Here is a 3246-nt window from a genome sequence, read left to right as displayed (position 1 = left end):
AAAGACAAAACCCCTACCTGCTCGCGCAGATAGGGGTTTTGCGAAATGAATCTTGACGATGACCTACTCTCACATGGGGAAACCCCACACTACCATCGGCGATGCATCGTTTCACTACTGAGTTCGGGATGGGATCAGGTGGTTCCAATGCTCTATGGTCGTCAAGAAATTCTGTAGCCAGAATGTCCAGATGGACAGCCCAGCAAATTCGGATATGCGATAGTTGTGATTACGAACTTTCGGGTCTTTCGTCTTCACCACCGCAATTCGCGCTAGCAAATTGCTTGGGTGTTATATGGTCAAGCCTCACGGGCAATTAGTATTGGTTAGCTCAACGCCTCACAGCGCTTACACACCCAACCTATCAACGTCGTAGTCTTCGACGGCCCTTTAGGGGATTCAAGATCCCAGTGAGATCTCATCTTGAGGCAAGTTTCCCGCTTAGATGCTTTCAGCGGTTATCTCTTCCGAACATAGCTACCCGGCAATGCCACTGGCGTGACAACCGGAACACCAGAGGTTCGTCCACTCCGGTCCTCTCGTACTAGGAGCAGCCCCTCTCAAATCTCAAACGTCCACGGCAGATAGGGACCGAACTGTCTCACGACGTTCTAAACCCAGCTCGCGTACCACTTTAAATGGCGAACAGCCATACCCTTGGGACCGGCTTCAGCCCCAGGATGTGATGAGCCGACATCGAGGTGCCAAACACCGCCGTCGATATGAACTCTTGGGCGGTATCAGCCTGTTATCCCCGGAGTACCTTTTATCCGTTGAGCGATGGCCCTTCCATACAGAACCACCGGATCACTAAGACCTACTTTCGTACCTGCTCGACGTGTGGGTCTCGCAGTCAAGCGCGCTTTTGCCTTTATACTCTACGACCGATTTCCGACCGGTCTGAGCGCACCTTCGTACTCCTCCGTTACTCTTTGGGAGGAGACCGCCCCAGTCAAACTACCCACCATACACTGTCCTCGATCCGGATAACGGACCTGAGTTAGAACCTCAAAGTTGCCAGGGTGGTATTTCAAGGATGGCTCCATGAGAACTGGCGTCCCCACTTCAAAGCCTCCCACCTATCCTACACAAGCAAATTCAAAGTCCAGTGCAAAGCTATAGTAAAGGTTCACGGGGTCTTTCCGTCTAGCCGCGGATACACTGCATCTTCACAGCGATTTCAATTTCACTGAGTCTCGGGTGGAGACAGCGCCGCCATCGTTACGCCATTCGTGCAGGTCGGAACTTACCCGACAAGGAATTTCGCTACCTTAGGACCGTTATAGTTACGGCCGCCGTTTACCGGGGCTTCGATCAAGAGCTTCGCTTGCGCTAACCCCATCAATTAACCTTCCGGCACCGGGCAGGCGTCACACCCTATACGTCCACTTTCGTGTTTGCAGAGTGCTGTGTTTTTAATAAACAGTCGCAGCGGCCTGGTATCTTCGACCAGCAAAAGCTTACGGAGCAAGTCCTTCACCTTCGCCGGCGCACCTTCTCCCGAAGTTACGGTGCCATTTTGCCTAGTTCCTTCACCCGAGTTCTCTCAAGCGCCTTGGTATTCTCTACCTAACCACCTGTGTCGGTTTGGGGTACGGTTCCCGATTGTCTGAAGCTTAGGAGCTTTTCTTGGAAGCATGGCATCAACCACTTCGTCGCCTAAAGGCAACTCGTCATCAGCTCTCGGCCTTGAGATCCCGGATTTGCCTAAGATCTCAGCCTACCACCTTAAACTTGGACAACCAACGCCAAGCTGGCCTAGCCTTCTCCGTCCCTCCATCGCAACAATCGGAAGTACAGGAATATTAACCTGTTTTCCATCGACTACGCTTTTCAGCCTCGCCTTAGGGACCGACTAACCCTGCGTCGATTAACGTTGCGCAGGAAACCTTGGTCTTTCGGCGTGCGAGTTTTTCACTCGCATTGTCGTTACTCATGTCAGCATTCGCACTTCTGATACCTCCAGCAAGCTTCTCAACTCACCTTCACAGGCTTACAGAACGCTCCTCTACCGCATCATCATAAGATGATACCCGTAGCTTCGGTGCATGGTTTGAGCCCCGTTACATCTTCCGCGCAGGCCGACTCGACTAGTGAGCTATTACGCTTTCTTTAAAGGGTGGCTGCTTCTAAGCCAACCTCCTAGCTGTCTAAGCCTTCCCACATCGTTTCCCACTTAACCATGACTTTGGGACCTTAGCTGACGGTCTGGGTTGTTTCCCTTTTCACGACGGACGTTAGCACCCGCCGTGTGTCTCCCATGCTCGGCACTTGTAGGTATTCGGAGTTTGCATCGGTTTGGTAAGTCGGGATGACCCCCTAGCCGAAACAGTGCTCTACCCCCTACAGTGATACATGAGGCGCTACCTAAATAGCTTTCGAGGAGAACCAGCTATCTCCGAGCTTGATTAGCCTTTCACTCCGATCCACAGGTCATCCGCTAACTTTTCAACGGTAGTCGGTTCGGTCCTCCAGTCAGTGTTACCTAACCTTCAACCTGCCCATGGATAGATCGCCCGGTTTCGGGTCTATACCCAGCGACTAAACGCCCTATTAAGACTCGCTTTCGCTACGCCTCCCCTATTCGGTTAAGCTCGCCACTGAATATAAGTCGCTGACCCATTATACAAAAGGTACGCAGTCACCTAACAAAGTAGGCTCCCACTGCTTGTACGCATACGGTTTCAGGTTCTATTTCACTCCCCTCTCCGGGGTTCTTTTCGCCTTTCCCTCACGGTACTGGTTCACTATCGGTCAGTCAGTAGTATTTAGCCTTGGAGGATGGTCCCCCCATGTTCAGACAAAGTTTCTCGTGCTCCGTCCTACTCGATTTCATTGATAAGAGATTTTCGTGTACGGGGCTATCACCCACTATGGCCGCACTTTCCAGAGCGTTCCACTAATCTCAAACCAACTTAAGGGCTGGTCCCCGTTCGCTCGCCACTACTAAGGGAATCTCGGTTGATTTCTTTTCCTCAGGGTACTTAGATGTTTCAGTTCCCCTGGTTCGCCTCTTGCACCTATGTATTCAGTACAAGATACTCAGCTTATGCTGAGTGGGTTCCCCCATTCAGAGATCTCTGGATCACAGTCTGTTTGCCGACTCCCCAAAGCTTATCGCAGGCTACCACGTCTTTCATCGCCTCTGACTGCCAAGGCATCCACCGTATGCGCTTCTTCACTTGACCATATAACCCCAAGCAATCTGGTTATACTGTGAAGACGACATTCGCCGAAAATTCGTTT

The 3246-nt window shown here is 51.5% G+C and carries 2 rRNA genes; both read right to left on the bottom strand.

Features of this window, described 5'->3' with window-relative positions:
* Positions 1-50 precede the first annotated feature (50 nt).
* Positions 51-166, bottom strand: a 5S ribosomal RNA gene (gene rrf, locus ACI2JX_RS24910).
* Positions 167-295: 129 nt separating this feature from the next.
* A 23S ribosomal RNA gene (locus ACI2JX_RS24905) occupies positions 296-3188 on the bottom strand.
* Positions 3189-3246: the final 58 nt, after the last annotated feature.

The organism is Pseudomonas sp. NPDC088890 (assembly GCF_044900155.1).
GTDB lineage: Bacteria > Pseudomonadota > Gammaproteobacteria > Pseudomonadales > Pseudomonadaceae > Aquipseudomonas > Aquipseudomonas urmiensis.
The sequence above is the reverse complement of the archived record's forward strand: the minus strand, read 5'-3'. Positions and strand labels throughout refer to the sequence as shown.